The 19809-nt window shown below is 54.9% G+C and carries 16 protein-coding genes and 1 pseudogene; 11 read left to right on the forward strand and 6 right to left on the reverse strand.

The features are described from left to right. Positions 1–14: 14 nt before the first annotated feature. Positions 15–1253: an MFS transporter gene (locus MKleb_RS17175; RefSeq protein WP_004849622.1), complete on the reverse strand. Its 1239-nt coding sequence runs from the start codon at positions 1251–1253 to the stop codon at positions 15–17. A gap of 94 nt (positions 1254–1347) precedes the next feature. Next, positions 1348–2436 (reverse strand): 4-oxalomesaconate tautomerase, encoded by a 1089-nt coding sequence (locus MKleb_RS17180; protein ID WP_033836551.1) that lies wholly within the window; start codon positions 2434–2436, stop codon positions 1348–1350. Between the two features lie 158 nt (positions 2437–2594). Here MKleb_RS17180 and MKleb_RS17185 point away from each other — a divergent pair, with 158 nt between their 5' ends. After that, complete coding sequence (locus MKleb_RS17185) at positions 2595–3521, forward strand: LysR family transcriptional regulator (RefSeq protein WP_004131117.1); 927 nt, start codon at positions 2595–2597, stop codon at positions 3519–3521. Between the two features lie 400 nt (positions 3522–3921). Beyond that, positions 3922–4746 (forward strand): transporter substrate-binding domain-containing protein, encoded by an 825-nt coding sequence (locus tag MKleb_RS17190; protein WP_024359628.1) that lies wholly within the window; start codon positions 3922–3924, stop codon positions 4744–4746. Positions 4747–4750: 4 nt separating this feature from the next. Here the strand turns inward: MKleb_RS17190 and MKleb_RS17195 are convergent, their stop codons facing one another. After that, positions 4751–6160: an MmgE/PrpD family protein gene (locus MKleb_RS17195; RefSeq protein ID WP_217076025.1), complete on the reverse strand. Its 1410-nt coding sequence runs from the start codon at positions 6158–6160 to the stop codon at positions 4751–4753. Between the two features lie 142 nt (positions 6161–6302). Between MKleb_RS17195 and MKleb_RS17200 the strand changes: the two genes are divergently transcribed. The 5 genes from MKleb_RS17200 to MKleb_RS17220 all read left to right on the forward strand — a co-directional run bounded on the left by MKleb_RS17200 (position 6303) and on the right by MKleb_RS17220 (position 10442). Next, the gene (locus tag MKleb_RS17200) at positions 6303–6974 is read left to right on the forward strand and encodes an amino acid ABC transporter permease (RefSeq protein WP_025106197.1); all 672 of its coding nucleotides are present in this window, start codon (positions 6303–6305) and stop codon (positions 6972–6974) included. 13 nt (positions 6975–6987) lie between these two features. Next, entirely contained in the window at positions 6988–7653 is a 666-nt protein-coding gene (locus tag MKleb_RS17205) for an amino acid ABC transporter permease (protein WP_014228720.1), read from the forward strand. Between the two features lie 16 nt (positions 7654–7669). Continuing rightward, on the forward strand, positions 7670–8449 hold the full coding sequence (locus MKleb_RS17210; RefSeq protein ID WP_014228719.1) for an amino acid ABC transporter ATP-binding protein: 780 nt from the start codon (positions 7670–7672) through the stop codon (positions 8447–8449). Positions 8450–8464: 15 nt separating this feature from the next. Further along, positions 8465–9430 (forward strand): aminotransferase class IV, encoded by a 966-nt coding sequence (locus MKleb_RS17215; RefSeq protein ID WP_025106196.1) that lies wholly within the window; start codon positions 8465–8467, stop codon positions 9428–9430. A gap of 433 nt (positions 9431–9863) precedes the next feature. Then, complete coding sequence (locus MKleb_RS17220; protein ID WP_004849617.1) at positions 9864–10442, forward strand: TetR/AcrR family transcriptional regulator; 579 nt, start codon at positions 9864–9866, stop codon at positions 10440–10442. Here MKleb_RS17220 and MKleb_RS17225 read toward each other — a convergent pair. Beyond that, positions 10422–11513, reverse strand: a complete 1092-nt coding sequence (locus MKleb_RS17225; protein ID WP_217076026.1) for an iron-containing redox enzyme family protein — start codon at positions 11511–11513, stop codon at positions 10422–10424. The two genes, MKleb_RS17220 and MKleb_RS17225, sit on opposite strands and share 21 nt — an antisense overlap. 212 nt (positions 11514–11725) lie before the next feature. Here MKleb_RS17225 and MKleb_RS17230 point away from each other — a divergent pair, with 212 nt between their 5' ends. The 4 genes and pseudogenes from MKleb_RS17230 (at position 11726) to MKleb_RS17245 (ending at position 15422) form a co-directional block, all read left to right on the forward strand. Continuing rightward, positions 11726–12628 carry a DMT family transporter gene (locus tag MKleb_RS17230; RefSeq protein WP_014228716.1) on the forward strand — a complete coding sequence of 301 codons (903 nt, stop codon included), beginning with the start codon at positions 11726–11728 and terminating at the stop codon, positions 12626–12628. Between the two features lie 44 nt (positions 12629–12672). Further along, positions 12673–13812: an MFS transporter gene (locus tag MKleb_RS17235; protein ID WP_064405568.1), complete on the forward strand. Its 1140-nt coding sequence runs from the start codon at positions 12673–12675 to the stop codon at positions 13810–13812. Next, entirely contained in the window at positions 13785–15014 is a 1230-nt protein-coding gene (locus tag MKleb_RS17240; protein ID WP_163586374.1) for an 8-amino-7-oxononanoate synthase family protein, read from the forward strand. Before MKleb_RS17235 ends, MKleb_RS17240 begins: the two co-directional genes overlap by 28 nt. 80 nt (positions 15015–15094) lie before the next feature. Continuing rightward, a pseudogene (locus tag MKleb_RS17245) lies at positions 15095–15422 on the forward strand (aromatic amino acid transport family protein). Positions 15423–15613: 191 nt separating this feature from the next. Here MKleb_RS17245 and MKleb_RS17250 read toward each other — a convergent pair. After that, positions 15614–18694 carry an efflux RND transporter permease subunit gene (locus tag MKleb_RS17250; protein WP_047684557.1) on the reverse strand — a complete coding sequence of 1027 codons (3081 nt, stop codon included), beginning with the start codon at positions 18692–18694 and terminating at the stop codon, positions 15614–15616. Next, complete coding sequence (locus MKleb_RS17255) at positions 18691–19800, reverse strand: efflux RND transporter periplasmic adaptor subunit (protein ID WP_025106191.1); 1110 nt, start codon at positions 19798–19800, stop codon at positions 18691–18693. Before MKleb_RS17255 ends, MKleb_RS17250 begins: the two co-directional genes overlap by 4 nt. Between the last annotated feature and the right edge of the window lie 9 nt (positions 19801–19809).

A 19809-nucleotide genomic window follows, 5' to 3' on the forward strand; every position in this document is an offset into this window, starting at 1 on the left:
TCGCCACGAAGGGTTTAAGACTCAACCGGAACCATGGCTTTTGTTTCGCTGGAAGACAAATACGTTGCAACCACCGCCCCCACGGCCAGTAGCGCAATAATGAATCCCGTCATCCCCTGCCAGCCCATAGAGTGGAAAACAAAGCCGTTCACGAAACCAATCACTGAGCCGCCCATGTAGTAGAAGAACAGATACAGCGCGACGGCCTGGCCACGTGCATGCGTTGCATTTTTACTTACCCAGCTTAAGCCAATGGAGTGACAACCAAAGAAACAACCGGTAAAAATGACCGCGCCGATAATAAAGGTGACGACGTTAGACGTTAAAGTCAGCAGCATTCCCAGCGCCATCATCACAAACAGCGCGCGCAGGACTCTCATACTGCCGTATTTTGCGGAAAGTCGTCCCGCCTGAGGGGCGGTGAAAAAGCTTAAGGCAAAGCTAAAGGAGAGCAGGCCCGCATTCGCCGGAGAAATATGAAAGGGTTCGCCTTTCAGGAAGAAAGCCAGGTAGTTATAGAGAGAGGTGAATACCCCAAAGATGATGAAGCTAATCACAAAGGCTAACGCCAGCTTTTTATTTTTAAAGTGAGATGCCGCGCCTTTCACCACGCGAAGAACGTTGAGGTTTTGCGTTGGCTTAAAGTTCTGAGACGCCGGGAGTAAAAAGTAAACCAGCAAAGCCACCAAAATCAGGCTGATCGCAAAACCATAGAAAATGGTATTTATTGAGATATGGTCGATCAGCTGGCTGGCCACAATGCGCCCGGACATCCCTCCCATCGAGTTACCAAAAACGAAGTATCCGGTGACCACCCCCGCCACCACCGGCGCGACCTCCTCGCTGATATAGGCGGTTGCGGCAGCAGCGATACCGCTGAGCGCCAGGCCAATAACCGCACGCAGGGCCACCAGCATCGCCCATGATTCGACCAGAGGACAGAGCATCGTCAGCAGTCCGCCAAGTAGCAGCGAAACGATAATTAATTTTTTTCTGCCGTAATGATCGGACAGCGTTCCGGTGAATAATAAACCGATAGCCAGAAGCGCCGTTTCTGCGGAGAGAATGATACTCACCTGACTCACCGGCACATCATATTCGACGGCGAGAACGGGTAACAGAGGTTGAATAAAAAAGAGTGAGGCTAATTCTGCAAGGCCGGATAGCGCCAGGGCCAGGATGATCCGAATATAATTACTGACCTTGACGGGAGCAGAATTAAGCTGATTATCTTTCGTATGGGTTATAGCCATAAAATCCTCGACATTATTTTTTTAGGTACAGAGTTATGTAGCAACTACACGCGAGAGGACATCAGTATTGCACCGCATTAATGATATAAAATATTTATAATTCCTCCGCTAAAACATATTCCGGGACGCAAACCGTGCCTTCAAATAATTTACGGGAGGTTCTAATCACTGCGGCACGCGTTTTCTCAATATCATCTCCCTCTTTGAGTAAAGATACGGAAATTTTTCCGCTCGGATGTTCAATATTAATAATATTGGTATACGGCGTCCTCGGCTGGTCGGCCACAATGTGATGGGCCACCGATCCTTCAATTATCGTGGCCGTGGATATGCCGATAGAGCCCGTAATAGCCAGTGATTTATGGCAGGTATGAGGCATAAAATAACGAACTCTGATGGTCCCGCCTGCGCCGGGCGCGCTCAGCAGAACCGGTTTAGGGATCACTTTATCGGCGACATCGCCCAGCCCCATTTTCGCACCTGCCTTGCGCCGGATCGTTTCCAGCTTATTCATAAACGCGCGATCGGCATCGAGGTCGGCCGGTGATTCGTCTCCCGTTTTGCCCATCCGCTCTGCCCTAATCAGCACCATCGGCATCGCCATATCAATGCAGGTGACTTCCACATCATCAATCACATCGACGATGTTACCGGTTGGCAGCAGCTTTCCCGTCTTGCATCCGGCGGAGTTAAGGAAAGTCAGGCCAATCGGCGCAGCGCAGCCGGGAACGCCATCAATGTGCGTATCGCCTTCATAGTTGACATAAAAATTCGGCGTTTGTACTTCCGCATCAACCAGCGTACCGGTATTCAGGTTGCGGATCCGCACTGTCGTCACCGGACTTTGCGCCTTAACCAGGCCTTTTTCAATCGCGAAGGGCCCTACGGCACAGAGCATATTACCGCAGTTAGGCGTGGTATCGACGCGGCGCTCGTTGACCATCACCTGAACAAATAAATAGTCGACGTCAGCATCCGGACTGTCCGAGGGGCTAACAATCGCGACTTTACTGGTTTGGGGGCTGCCGCCGCCAATACCATCAATTTCAAGTTCGTGACCCGCGCCCATTAAGCCCAGCAGCACAGCATCGCGTTCTTCAATTTTTGTCGGTAAATCACTGGCCAGAAGCACCGGGCCTTTCGAAGTACCGCCACGCATCAGTACACAAGGAATCTTTAACATTATGTTTCTCGTTTCACGCATTGATAAGAGCAATGTCAGGATTCCACAGACGAATACATAATTCTAATGCCAATAAAACCATCGATTAATACGTTTTGCGTATAAATAGCGGTTAGGTTAGTGTGTTTGCATCGCGATAAAGTCTGGAGTGAAATCTCATGCTGCACGATCTTCAAGGTATACAAGCGTTTGTTAAAATTGCAGAAATTGGATGTTTCACAAGAGCATCACATTTTCTTCACACATCCCAACCGGCGTTAACCCGCCGGATTAAAAAACTTGAAGAGCAGCTGGGAGCTACGCTATTTGAACGGACAACCAGAAACATTAAACTCACGGCTGTAGGCAGAGAGTTTTTACCTAAGGCAAAGAATTTAATAGATTTTTATGAAAGCTCGATCCTGAGTATTAAAGAAATGGCCACCCATCAAAGCGGCGTTGTCACCCTGTCCTGTCTCCCCACCGCGGCGTTCTATTTCCTCCCTTCGGTCATCAGGGACTATAACAATCACTACCCCAATATCCGTATCCGCATCCTCGAGCATAGCGCCAGCGATTGTCTTGAAGCCGTCTTAAACGGTGACGCAGATTTCGGCATAAACATGATAAACATCACACATCCCAATATCGATTTCTCGCCGCTGGTCAATGAACCTTTCGTATTAGCCTGCCGACGGGACCACGAACTGGCGCAGAAATCGCTGATCTTGTGGGAAGACCTGGCCAACTTCAGGCTTATTGGCGTTAGACGTTCAAGCGGTAACCGCTCGCTGATCGATCAAGCGCTGGAGAATATGGACTGGAAGCCCAACTGGTTCTATGAAGTCAGGCATCTGTCGACGTCGCTGGGTATGGTAGAGGCAGGGCTTGGCGTGGCGGTGGTTCCCAGTCTGGCCATGCCGACCGATGAGCATCACATTCTTGTCAGCCGTCCGCTCGTTGAGCCGGTTATTCGCCGCACGCTCGGTCTCGTGCTGCGCAGAGAAACGGCGCTGAGCCCTGCAGCGGAAAAGTTCAGAGAGATGCTATTACAACTCTGGTCACAGGATACAAGCAGCCCGTGGATAGGGAAATTTACCCGGTAGAGCCGCTTTTATCTTCGGCACTCTAGCGCCTGACGCTGCGTGAGGGACGCGGCGATATCATTTTCAGGCCGGGGACGCGCTCGTCTGGCAATTATTGTCGCTCTTTTATAAGCCTGGCTGTCAGAAGTGATATTTTTAACGTCCCGGCAAACTATGACTCCCACCAGATCGGAATTTTTATATTCGGCGACGGAAATAAAGCACCTTAGAACAATAGCGCATTAAGTTATGAATAATATGTGCAACGCGCCGTAATTTAAGCGAAACCGGTTAGGTATCAGCAAATAACATTCGGGCATGAGTTAAACCAAAAAATAATAATGCACTGATAACAAACTCCGTTATCGTGTTCGCGTAATACGTTGTTTTTCAGAAATGACTTTCTCATCAGGGTAAAAATATGCCAACAAAAATTCATAAATTGCTGTTGTCGCTGGCGATCGCCGCCGCGCCTTTTTTCAGCCATGCCGAAGAGTCCACCTGGGATCATATTAAGCAATCGGGCGAACTGCGCATCGGCGTCGCGCAGGGAGAACCGTGGTATTTCAAAGATCCAGCCACCGGTCAGTGGAACGGCATTGGCTATAACGTGGGTAAAGTACTGGCAAAAGATTTAGGCGTAAAACTGGTGCCGGTGGAGACCACCTGGGGAAATGCGGTCGCCGCGCTGCAGGCCGGGCAGATTGATACCATGCTGGTGCTGGACCCCACCGATGAACGCCGCAAAGCCGCCGACTTTTCCGACCAGCCTTTCCTCTGGTATGCGCAGGGGGTCCTGATCCGCGACGGCGTGAAGGCCGAGAGCTGGGAAGATCTCAATCGCCCGGATATTAAGATTGGCGTCACGCTCGGCAGCAGCCCGGACCTGATACTGACCAAAAAATTACCCAAAGTGCAGCTGGTGCGCTTTACCAATATGGATGAAGGCGTCGCAGCCTTCTACGCCGGACGCGTCGACGCCCTCTCGTACGTCCACCCGGCGCTGGCTCTGCAGCAGGCAAAAGTGCACAAAGGCAACCTGATTCTGCCAAAACCGATTATTGCCATCAGCACCGGCGGCGCGCTGCGCAAAGAGAGCGATCCCCGCTTCCGCAACTTTCTGAATGAAGAGTTTGCCAAAATTTACCAGTCGGGACAGAGCAAACAGTTTTATGAAGACGCCCTTAAGCTACGCGGTGTGGATATCAGCAAAGTGCCCTCGGTGATTAAAGAAGAGTGGAAATAAGCGACTACTCTCCTGGCGCGGACAGAAGCGGCGAGATTGCCGCGCCAATGTCCGCGCAGCGTTCCATATCCAGCAGAGCGTCAATCAGCCGCGCTGCCCGCGGCGCGCTGAGGCGTGATGATAGGTTGGCCACGCATTTATCCACGATCCGCTGTTCCGGCAGCGGATTTTCTGCACACCCCGGCGGGAAGTCGATACGCTCTCCGGCGATCGTCCTTCCCTTTACCACAATGTCCACGCGCGCGGCGGGACGGCGATGCTGCAGCATCAGCTGTTCAAAGGTCTCATCGGCGATGATTTCAACCCGGTCAGCGAAGGCAAGGAGTGGCGCCGCGCCGCGCGTCCGATCGCTGCTCCACTGATGACGCGCGATTTTAAACGCCAGGCAGGCTATCGCCAGCGGCAGACTGAACTGCGCATCGGTATTGCTGACGGGACGCGCGTCGGCGAAAAAACGCGCCAGGGTAGAACTACCGTAAACGCGAATCCGCTCAATCGACTCTGGCGACGGAATACGGTCCAGCAGACGCTCAAACGACGCCAGCGCCGTATGCATCCAGCGGCATACCGGATAGTCTTTGAAACTGGCGTGCCTGAGCTGCCAGTGCGTCGCCAGATGCTCCGTCAGCCGTTCTGGCTGAAAACGGTCGGAGCCTGACATCCGCCAGAATCCCTGTTCACCATCGAGTATCTCGCGCGGCCCCACTATCCCCGCGAGGTGTAGCTCCACCGCGCGTACGCCGGCCTCTGTCGCCGGCGCGTTGTAATCCTTAAACGAAACCAGTGGACGCGCCTGCCAGTTGTATTTATGCAACGTGGGCAAAGGGGTTAACGAGGCGGCCAGTCCCAGGCTATTTTCCAGCCCCGCGGCATCGCAACCGCGCAGTAAACCATACGCCACCGCCGCCCCCAGCGATTCGTGCTGGCACACGCCGTACACTTGTTGAAACCGTTCAGGACTCGGCTGCTGAGAGATAATCACGCGGCTGTTGATTTCCCAGGCCGCCACCAGAGAGGTCAGCAACGCCCCGCCGCTGACCGGCCCGCCCTGGCCCACCGCGGCCAGCGCCCCGGCCACCAGCGTGGCGCCGGGATGCCCCATCCCCCGCCCGGCGACTTCAAAACCATCGTCATAATCCAGCGCGTTTATCGCAGCGGCGTTGAGGAACGCGGCGCCGCTGGCGGAGAGCGGAGTTCCACCGTCGAGCACCGCGCTTTTGCCGGTCGCGTACTGGCTACGAATAACCCGCGCGCTTTTCCGCAGCACGCTGTCTTCGCAGCCGGCAACGCCGCAGCCCAGGCTATCAATAAAATGCAGAGCGATCCTGGCTTTCACCGACGCCGATATCGCAGACGGGGTGAGTTCGCCGGCAAAACGCGCCAGCGTAGCGGTTAAGGAATCAGAGTTTGGCATTGCTTTCTCGCGTAAATATTTATAACCAAAAGAGATAATAGCAATGGTTTTTATTATTTAATTATCACATTTCGCTACTGCTAAGATGATGTCGTTCTAAAACCATCACCATCGTTTTGCGTTTTTCAGGGGTTCCAGAACTATGTCGTATCAATGGGATTTTGCCGCCATCTGGCCATATCGCATGCTGTTGCTGGAGGGGCTGTGGGGTACCATTCAGATCGGCGTCACCAGTATTTTATTCGGCATGCTGGCCGGCATTGCGCTGGCGTTGATGAAGGCCTCGCCGCTAACGTTCTTCCGTCTTCCGGCGCTGATACTGATCGGCTTTTATCGTAATACTCCCGCTATCGTCCACTTCTTCTGGATCTACTACGCTCTGCCAGTCGTCAGCCCGCTGACGCTCTCGCCGTTTGCTGCCGCGGTACTGGCGCTCTCCGCCCAGTCGGCCGCGTTTTATGCCGAAGTTTACCGCGGCGGCATCCAGTCGATCGGCGCCGGACAATGGGAAGGCGCGAAGGCGTTGGGCATGTCGCGCGCCACCGCGCTCCGCCGGGTCATTTTCCCTCAGGCGCTGCGCAGAATGATTCCTCCTTTCCTTGAGCGTTCTTTCGAACTGCTCAAATCCACCGCCCTTGCTTCGTCTCTGGCGTACAGCGAGCTGCTGTATCAGGCGATGCAAATCAACAGTCAGACTTACCGGCCCCTGGAAGTGTATTCGCTTATTGCGGTGATGTACTTCACCCTGCTGCTGATTATCAGCCAGGGCAGCCAGCTGCTTGAACGACGCCTTGCCGTCTCCGACTCACGTTAACGAGAGAACAACCATGCATTATCAGTGGGACTTTTCCCTTGTCTGGCAAAACTTGCCGGTACTGCTGAAGGGACTGGGCGTTACGCTGGAGCTATGGCTGCTGGCGGGAATTGTCGGCACGCTGATCGGGCTTGCCGTTGGCGTCGTCCGTGCCCGCGGGCCGCGCTATTTTTATCCCCTTACCAGCGCCTTTGTCGAGGTGTTCCGCAATACGCCGGTGCTTATCCAGCTCATCTGGTTCTACTATGCCTTTCCGGTGCTGGTGGGCATTCAGTTTTCCACTTTTGGCGCCGCCGCGCTGGCGTTAACCCTGTACACCGCCGCCTACAGCACCGAGATTTTTCGCGCCGGGCTACAGTCCATCGAACGCGGGCAGTGGGAAGGGGCAAAAGCCTTAGGCATGCCGCCGGGCGTGATGCTGCGGCGTATTATCCTGCCGCAGGTATTTCGCCGTATGTTGCCAGCCCTGACAAACCGCATGATTGAACTGGCGAAGGTGACCTCCCTCGCCTCGATTCTCACGGTTAACGAACTGATGTATCAGGGCAGGCTGCTAAGCAGTACCTGGTATCGCCCGGTGGAGATTTTCACCGTCGTCGCCCTGCTCTATTTTGTGCTGATCTGGCCCGGAAGTTACCTGGCGGCACGTCTGGAGCGCCGCTACCGTCCACATCCTTAATATGATGAGAAAGGCCATGTCAGAGAAAAAAGTCGTCATGCGGATACGCGCCCTGCACAAACGCTTTGGTGCGCAAAGCGTGTTACAGGGCATCGATTTAGATATCTATGCCGGTGAGAAAATCGCCATCATTGGCGGCAGCGGCTCGGGTAAGAGCACCCTGCTGCGCTGTCTGAACTTTATGGAAATACCCAGCGCTGGCACCGTAGAACTGGACGGCGTTACCCTCGGTAAAATCGACAGCCGCGGTCAGCGGCGCTATAGCGAAAAACAGCTGAGCGATGTTCGCCAGCGCGTGGGGATGGTGTTTCAGCAATTTAATCTCTTCCCGCATCTGACGGTGCTGCAAAATGTCAGCGAAGCCCTGATATCGGTGAAAAAGATGCGTCGCGAAGAGGCGATGCGCATTGCCCACGCGCAGCTGGAAAAAGTGGGGCTCGGCCATAAGCACCAGGCCTGGCCCGGCAGCCTGTCCGGCGGTCAACAGCAGCGCGTCGCTATTGCTCGCGCCCTGGCAATGGCGCCAGAGATAATATTATTCGATGAGCCCACCTCGTCCCTCGACCCTGAACTCGTGGGGGAAGTGCTGCATACCATCCGTGAACTGGCAGATGAGGGGCGGACGCTGCTGCTGGTCACTCATGAGCTGGGCTTTGCCTGGCATTTCGCCGATCGGGTGATTTTTATCGAAAACGGCGTGATTCATGAAATGGGCACCCCGGAAGAGGTGCTGCGCCATCCGCGCCAACCGCGCACCCAGGCCTTCCTTTCCCGTTTCGCTGAACGGGCATTTTAACCGCAAGGAAACATGATGAGTTTAGCTCTCTCCGCTCAAAGCAGTCAGGCGTACCTGCAGGATACGCGCAACGACAATGTGCAGGTGTACGTCAACGGCGAATTCGTTCACCGCGATCGCGCCACGGTTTCCGTTTTCGATTCCGGCTACGTCTGCGGCGACGGGGTCTGGGAGGGGCTGCGGCTGGTGAACGGCAAGCTGATCGCCCTTCAGGCGCATCTCGATCGCCTGTTTGCCGGGGCGGCCGCTATCCAGCTCAATATCGGCCATAGTCGTGAGGAGCTAACCGATATTATGTACAGCACGCTGAAGATCAACGGTATGACGGACGGCGCCTATCTGCGGCTCATGATCACCCGCGGCAAAAAGCGCACGCCAAATCAGGACCCGCGCTTTATCCTCGGCGGCGCCACTATCGTCTGCGTGGCGGAATATAAGGTTGTGGATGAACAGGCCAAACGGCGCGGCCTTGCCCTGTTCACCTCGACCTATCGTACCAGCGCGCCGGATGTTTTCGATTTGCGTCTTAATTCCCACAGCCGCCTGAATTTGATCCAGGCGCTATTGCAGGCGCTGGACGCCGGCGCAGATGAAGCGCTGATGCTGGACCCTCATGGGTTTGTCGCCAGCTGCAATTCCACCAACTTTTTTATCGTACGCCAGGGCGAGCTGTGGACCTCAAACGGCCTGTACTGCTTTAACGGTATTACCCGCCACACTATCTTGTCACTGGCGCGCCAGCAGGGCCTCGGCGTGCAGGAAAGATCCTTTACTCTTGCCGAAGCCTTCACTGCGGACGAAGCTTTTGTCACCGGAACGCTGGCAGGTATTACCCCGGTAAACAGGCTCGACGGCAGGCGCTTCGACCTCAACGAAAATCCGGTGACCCGACGTATCAGCGGCTGGTATCAGGACTATTTACAGCAGGCGGAGTCGCCGCCCGCCGACCATCGCCGGACGAAAAAAAACCCGCAGAGATAGCGCGGGTTGATTCAAATGCAAATCCATTGACTGCAAATAACATCACAATAACCAGGCGTTATTTTATGATGTGCATCACAAAAACATCACCCCCTGTTCGGGGGGGATGCTGACTTCTCCCGGGCCTCTCTTTATCCTCCCCGCGCGCAGCGTGGAGGGCTAAGGGCATAACGTGACGGCCCAGCGCAGCCCTGATTCGCGTAGCGCAAAGATCGCCTGAGGGATTTTTGCTTTTTTTGCAGCCGGATGTAAGAATCGACAACAATTTTTATGGGTCAACGCGTTCACTGATGCCGCTCACCGCAGGGGCTGGGATATCGGCCATCGGGATGACATTGCGCATACGTCGTTGCAGCGTGCCGCCCGCCATATCAAATGAATGACTGCTCGCTACCAGAAACCCTCTGTATTACTTCATTCCACGGGAAACAGTATGAAGCCAAAACAAGCGGAAATTATCCGCCAGTCAATGTCTCTGTTTAACAAAGAGGGATATCAGTCGCCGAGTATTGACCGGATATCGGAGAATGCGGGCATCTCCAAAATGACCTTCTACCGCTACTATGCGGATAAAGAGGCGCTCATTCTTGATATTTTACAGCAGAAAGAGAGTGAGTTTATGCAGGCGCTGCAGGAGATTACCGCCGATAAACCTTCGGGCCGCGAGAAGCTGTTTGCCGTCTTCGAATATTACAATAACTGGTTCACCTGTGAGGATTTCCACGGCTGCATGTTCACCCGCGCCCTGTTTGAATATGGAACCTCGTCTTCCGCTATCCGGGCGACATGCTCACGGTTTAAATCGCGCCTCTACCAGTTTTTCCGCGACATTCTTACCCTGCTGTTAAAACCGGAACCTGCGGAACGGGTGGCGATGATGATGCTCATGCTGATTGACGGCGCCATTGCCGCTCAGCAGGCGGAGTCCTCGGAATGCCGGGAGATCCCTCCCGGAATAACGGCCTGGAGCGCGGCAAAAGCGCTTATTTATTCAGAGGGCGGCACCCTCTGACTCGCGTTCAACAACGGTACGTAACGCCTCCAGCAGACAATCGTAGTAATCGCAGCAGGTCTGAAGACGCAGCGCTGCGCCAACGTAGACCTCCTCCAGCGCAGCCGGGTTTTTATTGCCGATCGGAACGATAACGTTATTCAGCCACCCATCGGCGTGACCGATATCAACCTCGATATGTTCCGCGTAATAATGCACGTCGCGATCCGTAAGGCCAATGCGACGGCACCCGGTCACGAGCTTCTGGTACTGCGGCGGGTCCAGCAGTTCCGTCATCGCCATCACGCCGAGCGATTTGTAGTAATGCTGACGGTTAACGCCGCCCAGCATGAACGCGTTATACCCGGCGAGCCCCTGCCAGTCATACAGATGGGCGAAATGGTTTTCAGGTAGCGCAATATCTCTGCGCTTCAGCAAATCCTTATACAAATTAACGTGCGTAAACTCCTGGCTGCCCTGGCCTATTTCATCCCAAAGGTTCTGGGCAATTTCTGCACGCGTTTCTGGCAGAGAGCCGACCAGCCCCATCGCGACCAGATCGAAAAACAGCAAATTGAGCGCGCTATCGCTTTTGAAGAAATAGTCTATTTGCGTAGCAGAGGCGGAAGAGGAGAGGAAATCAAAGAGGGGATGGTGCGAAGCCGGATGTTTCTGACATAAATGACTGAGTTCCTCAACGATATTCCCGGCGTCAAGCGCGGGTATCGGGAAACTGAAACGTTTTTTTTCCACCCGGAGCCATTCTGATTCGATGTAGCTTCTGATCCCGCAGAGTAATGGATGAAACTGGTTTTTTGCCGCCGCCGATAGCGGCTCCGCCAGCCACGCCTGGTAGAGTTTAAACAGCGCGCTGTGGGCACGTTTTTTCGCTTGCGGATCGTTGGCGGTAAAAGCCTTAGTACAGGTATTTTCGGTCAGGTACCAGGCTCTGTCCGCCAGTAGCGGATTGGCCGTCAGTTTCAGTGAAAGCGCGTTGCTGTGAAGAAGCTGGTCAATCATGTCATCCAGAGAGAGCCTGGCCATTGCGGAATGTTGTTCGTTCCCGGTGAAACCATTTTCTGTCTTACGCATTGATTTATCCCTGTTTAATGCATGGTTTGTATACGTTATCGTACAGACAAATATGCTGCAATCAGATTTTTTGCACACAGGTAACTAATTTTTAAACACATGATTTAAAATAAAAAAATAATAAAATCCCCCAATAACCATAAAATTTAATTGATATATTAAAAAAATAAAGTTACCATTTAGTACAGTTCTAAGCGATGCAAGGAATGAGCATGCCTTACCTGTTACTCACGCTGGCGGCCCTGTTTTGGGGAGGGAATTATGTCGTAGGGCATATTCTCGTTCAGGGCGCGGATCCGATTCTCATGACCGAAGCGAGATGGGCGTTGACCGCACTACTGCTGGTATTGCTGTATCAGCGTCAAATCCGCGACAGTCGGCCGTTGTTCCGCCAGAATGGCGCAACGCTGCTGGTTCTAACGCTGTGTGGACAGGTGAGCTTTCCCTTAACCCTCTATATTGGTCTGCAGTCGACGTCTGCGCTGAACGCGGCGATTTACATGTCTGCGACCCCCTGTATGGTGCTGATGATTAATCGCCTGATCTTCCATGACCGGGTATCGGCGCGGAACTGGTGGGGCGTGATCTTTAGTACCGCAGGGGTGCTGCTGCTCCTGCTGCATGGCAACCTGAGCAACGCAGAGGGGCTAAAAGGGTTTAGCCAGGGCGATCTGTGGGCAATGGGCTCGGCGCTAAGCTGGGCAGTATACTGCTCGCTGTTGCGTAACAAAGATCGTCGTATCCCCGCCAATGCTTTCGTCGCCGTCAGTTCGCTTCTTGGCGCCCTTATTCTGCTTCCGGTGGTGATTTTCTGGCTGTGGCTGCACCCCGCCACCTCATTCGCCGCCTACCACGATATCGCTTTCCTTACTGGACTGGCGTATCTGGTGATTTTCCCCTCATGGCTGGCCTACCTGTTCTGGAATAAAGGCATCGCGGCTATTGGCGCGACTCGCGGTGAGATTTATACCCATATTATTCCGCTTTCCGGCGGCATATTAAGCATTGTGTTTTTACATACCCAGCCGCATCTCTATCATTTACTGAGCTCGCTGTTAATTTTGACCGGAATCGCGATTTGCTCATTCGCTAAAAAAGCAGCGGCGTATTCATAAATAATAATCTAACGTTTTAACCCATATTCACCGAAGAGTTTAATATGCTCAGGATATACTTATACCTTATTCTCGCCGCATCGGTTTCCGCGCTGGCGACAGATATGATCGTGCCCGCGCTGCCCCTATTACAAAAAGCGTTTAATACCGATTATTCGGCTATTCAGTTAACCATTAGTGGTTTTCTGGTGATATACGCGGCGAGCCAGTTATTATCAGGATTTCTTGGCGAAAAGTTGGGTAAATTACGCGTACTGACGGCCAGCTTTTTGCTTTTCCTCGCGGGCAGCCTCCTCTGTTTTATGTCCGATAGTTTAATGATGCTGTTGGCCGGCAGGGCATTACAGGCCCTGGGCGCCGGCGCCGGGCCGGTCCTGTCTAAAGCTATCGCTAAAGAGACGTTCTCCCCGCTAACGCTCAAGCGCGCGCTTTCCGATATTTCTTCCGCCAGCGCGGTGGTTCCTCTTATTGCGCCGCTGGCCGGCGCCGCACTCCTCGGCTATCTGAGCTGGAATTGGATATTCCTGGTTATGGCCCTGTTTAGCGTCGTCACCCTTGTGCTCTCTCCGCGTCGCCTTGAGCAGCATGATGCGGTCGCGGCGCCCTCCTCTTCCGGGTTTATCACCCCGGCATTTATTCAGGGAACGCTGCTGGTTTCGCTGATTCTGAGTTCGCTGTTTTGCTATATCTCGCTGTCGCCGGCCATTTTTATGCAGCAGCTGGGGCTAAGCACCATGCACTACTCGTTGCTCTTTTCTGCTTCCGTATTATTTTTTATTATTGGCAATCAGATCGCCAAATTCGAGCGAATAATTAACCCGTGGATTTTATTTATCCTGAATGCGCTGGCGGTTACCCCATTTATTATCGGCAGCCACTCACTACTATTATGTATCGCCGGATCGATGGTTTTTAACCTCACCCTTGGCGCCTATTACCCGAGCGCGAATTTTATCGCGCTGCAAATCAAAGGCAGCAAAACAGGTATTGCGGCGTCCGTCACCGGATTTATTCAAACGGTGAGCGCCGGCGCCATCAGCTATTTCGCCGTAAAACTAACGGATACCGGTATGGGGTTTGACAGAACCCTCGGTGCAAGCACGTTAACGCTGGCAATTCTGTCTCTTCTGGTAGTCACGACAATGAAGGTAACGCAATGGAAAACTGGCAAAAAAGGAAAATAGACAGGTCGCTAAAATATCAGACCCGGGTATTCTCTGAACATATTAATGAACTGGTCGCGGTAAAAAGGGACGGTAAGGTCATCACCCTCGAAGATGGCAGAAAAATGGTGGAATTTGTCTCATGCTCTTATCTTGGGCTAGAGACTCACCCGGCGCTGAAAAAAGCGGTTGTCGACGCCATTGAGCGTTTTGGCGTGCAGGTTTCTGTCGCCAGAACGCGGGTAAAAGTCGATCTGTTCCCGCAGTTGGAAGCACGACTGAACGACATCATGCATGGGGCTCATACTCTGACGTTTAACGCCGTGACCCCTTGCCATATCGCGGTGCTGCCGCTGCTGGCATCCGGGACGCTGCCGCATTTTACGTTCAGCAAAAAACCCTACTTTATTATGGAGAAGACCGCGCACGCGACGTTGCAGATCAACCGCGGGCTTTTACAGCAGTTTGGGGAAGTCGTCAGAATTGATTTTCAGGATAAGGCGCGGATTGAAGAGGCTTTTCGCTATGCGGCCAGCCAGGGTTTAACGCCGATCTCGGTATCCGACAGCGTAGGCTCAATGGGCGGCGTCGCCCCCGTCGCGCATATTGTCCGCCTGGCGCATCAGTATGACGGCTACGCGTATATAGACGATGCGCACGGCACCTCTATCTACGGAGAGTACGGTTCCGGATACGTTATGTCATGCCTCGGCCATCGGCTTGACGAGCGTATTATTATCGCCGGCTCGCTGTCTAAAGCCTTTGGCTCACACGGCGGATTTATCGCCTGTCGCGACGCTGAGACTATCAATTTTATTAAGACCTACGGCACAACCTACGCCTTTGGTGGGCCGCCTTCATTGCCTGGAATTGCCGCCTGCGTAGCCGCCGCCGATCTCCACCTGGACGGCACCGTCGCTGCCCGCCAGGAGAAGCTTCAGAACGTCATTCGCTATTTTGATGAAGTTTTCGGCAAGATCGACATCGTTAACCGGGGTACGACGATGCCGATTCGGGGGATCCTGATTGGTAACGAAGATCTCGCCATCACGATGTGCAAAAAACTGCACGATCGCGGCTTCGCGACGACCGTGGCGATGTATCCAACCGTTGAAGAAGGGCACGCCATTCTGCGCTGCGCATTGTCGGCGCTCCACGAGAGCGGGCAAATCGACGACTTCCATAAAAACTTCAAAGAATCATTGGCTGAAGCCACGAAATAAATAGCTGCTGCCGGCCTGCTTCGGCAGGCCGCCTACGGATGCTGGTCTCTTTTGGATGTATTGCCGTTTTAGCCTTACTGATGTCAGCCTCAATCGGTTTGAGTGATTATCTCGAGGATATGCTGAACAAAATTAACCGCCGGGGCTCACGCCCGCTGGCCATATTTTTGACCTATTTTCCTGCCGCGCTGGCCTGTATTTGCCCCGCAAGGATTTTTGTCTGCCCTGGCCTTCGCCGGCATCTCGCTGGTGCTGTGGAGTATATTATTGCCGCCTTATTTACTCATTAAGGCCAGGCGTTCCGCACTGCCGGCGGTATATTTTTTCCCGGCCAGTAACTTCATCCTGAAAAGGATTATTGCCGTTGGAGCCATACTCTGGCTAGTGATGATTTACGCTTTTCTTTAATAAAAAAGAACCGGGATAACCCGGATATTCAAAAACTCCCGGTTTTCCCAATCTGACAGCCGCACAATACACCATGGGGCCCAATATTCATCGCTATATTCAGGCGTGATGAAAAGCGCCGCGGACTGCGGCGCTTTTCTCTGCTTTCGGACGGTCACGCCAGGCGTTCGTTGAGCAGGCAGGCGAGCGCCTTAATGTTGTTCAGCATGGCGCCGGGCTTCAGGACGGATCCTGAACCAGATCGCATACATGGCGGGCAAGAACACCAGCGTCATGACGGTTCCCCCCAACGTCCCGCCAATCAGGGTATAGGCGAGCGTCCCCCAGAACACCGAATGGGTCAGAGGAATGAACGCCAGAACGGCGGCCATGGCCGTCAGTAAGACGGGCCTGGCTCTCTGCACCGTCGCTTCGATGACCGCATGGTACGGATCGAGACCTTCTTTCTCATTATGGTGAATCTGCCCGATAAGAATCAGCGTATTACGCATCAGAATGCCCGAAAGCGCAATCAGCCCGACGAGGGCGTTGATACCAAATGGCTGATTGAAAAGCAGCAGCGCGGGAACCACGCCGACAAGCCCGAGCGGAGCGGTAAGAAATACCATAACCATGGCCGACATTGAGCGCACCTGCACAATGATGATCAGCAGCGTCAGGGCGATCATGATGGGGAACAGCGGCGCCATCGCCCGGGTGGCTTTAGCCGATTCCTCAATCGACCCCGCCATTTCGATGCGGTACCCTGGCGGAAGCGAGTCCACAATCGGCTGCAGCTGTTTCATGATGGAGGCGGAAACGTCCGGCGGCTGAAGATTGTCGGCAATATCCCCCCGCACGGTAATCGTGGGCGTTCTGTCGCGGCGACGCAGTAAAGGATCTTCCATTCTGACCTCCACCTTCCCGATTTGCGCGAGCGGGATGCGCTGGCCCGCATTGCCGACCAGGCTAAACCCCTCAATTTTGGCCGGATCCAGACGTATATCCCCCGCGGCGCGCCCCGTCACCTGCACCGAGCGAATATCTTCCCGCACGGCGGTGATGGGAATGCCCGATAGCAGGAACTGGAGCTGCTGAGCAACGGCATTGGACGTTAAGCCGGTTGCCTGTAGACGGTCCTGATCGAGGGTGAAATGCAGTGTCGGCACGCGCGATCCCCAGTCGGTGTTGACGGTCCTCATCATCGGGCTTGCCTGCAGCACGCCCTTAACCCGGTCCGCGATGTCGCGCAGCGTATCGGTATCCGGCCCCATCACTCGCCAGGCGACCGGGAAAGGGGAATACGGGCCAAACACCAGCTGCGTCACGCGAACGCGTGCTTCAGGCGCCAGTCCGCTGGCCACGGCTTGCCGCAGCCGCAATTTGAGCGCATCGCGTGATGCCTGGCTGTCCGTCAATATCACTATTTTGGCAAACGACGGGTCGGGGAGTTCGGGGGCCATCGCCAGGTAAAAACGCGGTGAACCCTGGCCAATGTAGGCGGTAACTATCCTGGCTTCTGGCTGTTTTTCCAACCAGTCCTCTATTTTTGCCGTTGCCGCGCTGGTCTGCTCAATCGAGGTACCATAGGGCATCTGCACTTCAACGAGCACTTCCGGGCGGTCAGAGGTGGGGAAAAACTGTTTTTTCACCAGCCCCATCCCCATGACCGCCAGCGCGAAAAGCGCGATAACGGAACCGGCCACCAGCCATTTCCTGGCGATAACCCGGGTCAGCAGGCGGCGAAAGCGGTTATAGCGCGGCGTGTCATAGATGGCGGTATGCCCCCCTTCTACCTTTGCGATATCCGGCAGCATTTTCACCCCCAGATAAGGGGTGAAAACAACGGCGACCAGCCATGAAGCAATCAGGGCGAGGCCGACAATCCAGAACATATTGCTGGTGTATTCCCCGGCGGTGGACTGGGCGAAACCATTCGGCATAAAGCCGATAGCCGTGACCAGGGTACCGGCCAGCATGGGCGCGGCGGTATGGCTCCAGGCGTAGGCGGAGGCTTTGATTCTGTCGTAGCCCTCCTCCATTTTCACCACCATCATTTCGATGGCGATTATCGCGTCGTCAACCAGTAAGCCCAGCGCAAGAATCAGGGAGCCCAGCGTCACGCGGTCAAAGTTGATACCGGCGGCCTCCATCACCACAAAAACAACCGCCAGCGTCAGGGGAACCGCCGCCGCGACCACGACCCCCACGCGCCACCCCATGCTGACAAAACAGACCACCATCACCACGAGCAGGGCGACGAAGAATTTGATCATAAACTCATCGACTGCGGCGCTGATATTCACGGACTGATCGGTGACTTTCGTCAGGGTCATCCCCAGCGGCATACTGGCATTGATTTTTGCCGTTTCGGCATCCAGCGCTTTACCCAACGCCAGCCCATTCCAGCCTTCACGCATCACGATCCCCAGCAGCAGCGCAGGTTCATGTTGGTTGCGAATCTGCAAAGTGGGCGGATCTTCATAACCGCGTTCTACCGTTGCCACATCGGACAGCTTGAGCGTTTTACCCTGAGCAATAAATGGCGTATCGCGGATCTTCTGCAATTCATCGAAAGCGCCATCGAGGCGGATAAAGATCTGCGCGCCGCGCGTTTCAATTGAACCTGCCGCGGTTAATGCGTTCTGGTTATTCAGCGCATTGAAAATATCCTGCGGCGAGAGCCCCATGGTAGCCAGACGCTCATGGGAGAAGGAGATATAAATCCGTTCGGCCTGTTCGCCGATAATATTGACTTTCTTGACCCCCGGGACGTGCAGGAGCTGCTGGCGTAACGTTTCGGCATCGCGGACCAGCAGGCGCTGCGGTTCTCCTTTCGCTTTCAGCGCAAACAGGGCGAAAGTGACGTCGGCAAATTCATCATTTATCATCGGCCCCGTCACGCCGGCGGGGAGGTTTCTGCTTTCATCGCCAAGCTTCTTCCGCGCCTGGTAGAACTCTTCCTGCACCTGTGATGGCGGCGTATTGTCCTGGAGTGAGAGCGTGATAAAGGCCATGCCGGGCCGGGTATAGGTTTCCGTGCGGTCATACCATTTGAGCTCCTGCAGGCGTTTTTCCAGCGGCTCAGCCACCTGATCCTGCATCTCCTGCGCGGTCGCGCCGGGCCAGACGGTGATAACCGTCATTTGCTTAACCGTAAAGGGGGGATCCTCCGCTCGCCCGAGGCCAAAAAAGGCGTAAATACCGGCGATGGTCACCAGAATAATCAAAAACAGCGTGACCGAGCGCTCGCGCACCGCAAGCGCTGACAGGTTAAAGCGGCCCTGGCTCATGGTTTATCCCCCGTCCGGGCCGTATCCGGTTGCCCGGCCAGGCGGACAGCCTCACCCTCGTGCAGAAGATGCGCCCCTAGCGCAACGATCTTCTCACCGGGCTTCACCTCGCCCGTTACCTGCGCCTCCTCCTCGCCCACGCTCAGCACCTTGACGGGCTGCCATGCGACCCTGGCTGGCTGCGCGGAGATCCGCCAGACGCCCGGTCCCTTGCCCGCATCATAAAGCGCGGCCAGCGGCACCTGCATGACCTGGCTTTCCCCACTTTGTTTTTTGATGTGCAGCGTTACTGTCGCCCCCAGCGGCGCGTTGGCTAACGGGCCTTCCAGCACGTACCGCGCCTCAAAGGTACGGGTGGTGGCATCGGCGGCATCGGAAAGCAGGCGCAGTTTTGCGGCGACGGGCTGCGTTTCGTCGCCATAGCGCGTCGCCAGCGCTTCGCTGCCGATGGCGGGGCGCAGCGTCTCCGGCAGCTGTACCAACGCCTCTCGCTGCCCCGCTCTGGCCAGCCGGATCACCGCCTGCCCGGCACTGACAACCTGACCGGGTTCGGCAAGCGTCTCCATCACCACGCCGTCAGAGTCGGCCAGCAGCACGGCATAGCCCGTGGCATTTTGCGCCACGTTTGCCTGCGCCTGGGCTGCGCTGAGATCCGCTTTCGCGGAATCTGCCGCCGCTTTGATCTGGTCATACTCCGAGGCGGAGACTGCGCCAGCGCCAACGAGGCCACGGTAGCGCGCCTCATCGCTGATGGCTTTTCGCGCCCGCGCCCTGGCGGCGTCAACGGCCTGTTGCTGAGCCACGGCCTGCAGCTTCAGGTCGGCGGGATCCAGCCGCATCAGCGGCTGACCGCGCTTAACGGTCTGGCCAGTATCAACAAAGCGTTCAAGGATCTTACCCTGCACTCTAAAACCAAGATCGCTTTGCGTTCTTGCCACCACCACGCCGGTATAGGTGCGAGAGGTATCGTGCGCGAGTTCTACGGATGCGGATCTGACGAGCGGCGGCTGGGTGCGCGGATCGTCACTCGAGGCGTTATCACCGCAGGCCACGAGGGCCAACGGCAGAAGACAAGCGGCAAAGCGGGCTGAATGAAGCCTGAGCATGGGAAACCC

Origin of the sequence: Klebsiella sp. PL-2018 (genome assembly GCF_019048985.1) — a bacterium.
GTDB classification, from domain to species: Bacteria; Pseudomonadota; Gammaproteobacteria; order Enterobacterales; family Enterobacteriaceae; genus Klebsiella; species Klebsiella michiganensis.

Excerpts from the sequence above, each read along its gene's own strand:
- MKleb_RS17175 (WP_004849622.1), bottom strand. The coding sequence starts at position 1,253 with ATGGCTATAACCCATACGAAAGATAATCAGCTTAATTCTGCTCCCGTC.
- MKleb_RS17180 (WP_033836551.1), bottom strand. The coding sequence starts at position 2,436 with ATGTTAAAGATTCCTTGTGTACTGATGCGTGGCGGTACTTCGAAAGGC.
- MKleb_RS17185 (WP_004131117.1), top strand. The coding sequence starts at position 2,595 with ATGCTGCACGATCTTCAAGGTATACAAGCGTTTGTTAAAATTGCAGAA.
- MKleb_RS17190 (WP_024359628.1), top strand. The coding sequence starts at position 3,922 with ATGCCAACAAAAATTCATAAATTGCTGTTGTCGCTGGCGATCGCCGCC.
- MKleb_RS17195 (WP_217076025.1), bottom strand. The coding sequence starts at position 6,160 with ATGCCAAACTCTGATTCCTTAACCGCTACGCTGGCGCGTTTTGCCGGC.
- MKleb_RS17200 (WP_025106197.1), top strand. The coding sequence starts at position 6,303 with ATGTCGTATCAATGGGATTTTGCCGCCATCTGGCCATATCGCATGCTG.
- MKleb_RS17205 (WP_014228720.1), top strand. The coding sequence starts at position 6,988 with ATGCATTATCAGTGGGACTTTTCCCTTGTCTGGCAAAACTTGCCGGTA.
- MKleb_RS17210 (WP_014228719.1), top strand. The coding sequence starts at position 7,670 with ATGTCAGAGAAAAAAGTCGTCATGCGGATACGCGCCCTGCACAAACGC.
- MKleb_RS17215 (WP_025106196.1), top strand. The coding sequence starts at position 8,465 with ATGAGTTTAGCTCTCTCCGCTCAAAGCAGTCAGGCGTACCTGCAGGAT.
- MKleb_RS17220 (WP_004849617.1), top strand. The coding sequence starts at position 9,864 with ATGAAGCCAAAACAAGCGGAAATTATCCGCCAGTCAATGTCTCTGTTT.
- MKleb_RS17225 (WP_217076026.1), bottom strand. The coding sequence starts at position 11,513 with ATGCGTAAGACAGAAAATGGTTTCACCGGGAACGAACAACATTCCGCA.
- MKleb_RS17230 (WP_014228716.1), top strand. The coding sequence starts at position 11,726 with ATGCCTTACCTGTTACTCACGCTGGCGGCCCTGTTTTGGGGAGGGAAT.
- MKleb_RS17235 (WP_064405568.1), top strand. The coding sequence starts at position 12,673 with ATGCTCAGGATATACTTATACCTTATTCTCGCCGCATCGGTTTCCGCG.
- MKleb_RS17240 (WP_163586374.1), top strand. The coding sequence starts at position 13,785 with ATGGAAAACTGGCAAAAAAGGAAAATAGACAGGTCGCTAAAATATCAG.
- MKleb_RS17250 (WP_047684557.1), bottom strand. The coding sequence starts at position 18,694 with ATGAGCCAGGGCCGCTTTAACCTGTCAGCGCTTGCGGTGCGCGAGCGC.
- MKleb_RS17255 (WP_025106191.1), bottom strand. The coding sequence starts at position 19,800 with ATGCTCAGGCTTCATTCAGCCCGCTTTGCCGCTTGTCTTCTGCCGTTG.